We start from the raw sequence: 1,401 nt of genomic DNA, 5'->3' as shown, positions 1-1,401 counted from the left end.
AAAATTTGTTCTTTGAAAACTAGATAATATTTATTAAATTTTTAAGCAATAAGCCGAGAAACACCGCGTTTTATTAGTTAAGAACGTAGTTCTTAACAAAACCACTTTGCTTTAAGTAAAGTTAGGTTAAGTTATCAAGGGCGCATGGTGAATGCCTTGGCACTAGGAGCCGATGAAGGACGGGACTAACACCGATATGCTTCGGGGAGCTGTAAGTAAGCTTTGATCCGGAGATTTCCGAATGGGGGAACCCAGCAGTTTTAATCGACTGTTACTATTAACTGAATACATAGGTTATATAGAGGTAAACGCAGGGAACTGAAACATCTAATTACCTGCAGGAATAGAAAGAAAAATCGATTCCCTAAGTAGCGGCGAGCGAACAGGGAAGAGCCCAAACCAAGAAGCTTGCTTCTTGGGGTTGTAGGACTGCTCATTTGAGTTACCAAAGATTTTTATAGTAGAAGAGTCTGGGAAGACTCGCCGTAGAGGGTGATAGCCCCGTATACTAAATGAAAATCTCTCAGAGCAGTATCCTGAGTACGGCGGAACACGAGAAATTCCGTCGGAATCCGGGAGGACCATCTCCCAAGGCTAAATACTCCCTAGTGACCGATAGTGAACCAGTACCGTGAGGGAAAGGTGAAAAGCACCCCGGAAGGGGAGTGAAATAGTTCCTGAAACCATGTGCCTACAAATAGTTAGAGCCCGTTAATGGGTGATAGCGTGCCTTTTGTAGAATGAACCGGCGAGTTACGTTTGCTTGCGAGGTTAAGTTGATAAGACGGAGCCGTAGCGAAAGCGAGTCTGAATAGGGCGCCATAGTAAGTAGACGTAGACCCGAAACCAAGTGACCTACCCATGTCCAGGTTGAAGGTGCGGTAAAACGCACTGGAGGACCGAACTCATGTATGTTGAAAAATGCTGAGATGAGGTGTGGGTAGCGGAGAAATTCCAAACGAACTTGGAGATAGCTGGTTCTCTCCGAAATAGCTTTAGGGCTAGCCTCGGAATTAAGAATCATGGAGGTAGAGCCACTGTTTGGACTAGGGGCCCATCTAGGGTTACTGAATTCAGATAAACTCCGAATGCCATTGATTTATATCCGGGAGTCAGACTGCGAGTGATAAGATCCGTAGTCGAAAGGGAAACAGCCCAGACCACCAATTAAGGTCCCAAAATACATGTTAAGTGGAAAAGGATGTGGAATTGCACAGACAACTAGGATGTTGGCTCAGAAGCAGCCACCATTTAAAGAGTGCGTAATAGCTCACTAGTCGAGTGATTCTGCGCCGAAAATGTACCGGGGCTAAACATGTTACCGAAATTGTGGATGGAACCCATTAGGGTTCCGTGGTAGGAGAGCGTTCTAAGGGCAACGAAGCTAGACCGTAAGGACTG

1 rRNA gene (only partly in view) is annotated in these 1,401 nt (G+C 45.5%); it reads left to right on the top strand.

The window, feature by feature from the left end:
- The first annotated feature begins 124 nt into the window (after window positions 1-124).
- Window positions 125-1,401: ribosomal RNA gene (locus AC1RPU_RS07485) — 23S ribosomal RNA — on the top strand (it continues 1,742 nt past the right edge of the window).

Source organism: Dellaglioa sp. CoH-55-MRSF-7 (assembly GCF_056782235.1).
Note: the sequence above shows the minus strand (reverse complement) of the source record. Positions and strands in the feature narration are given on the sequence as shown.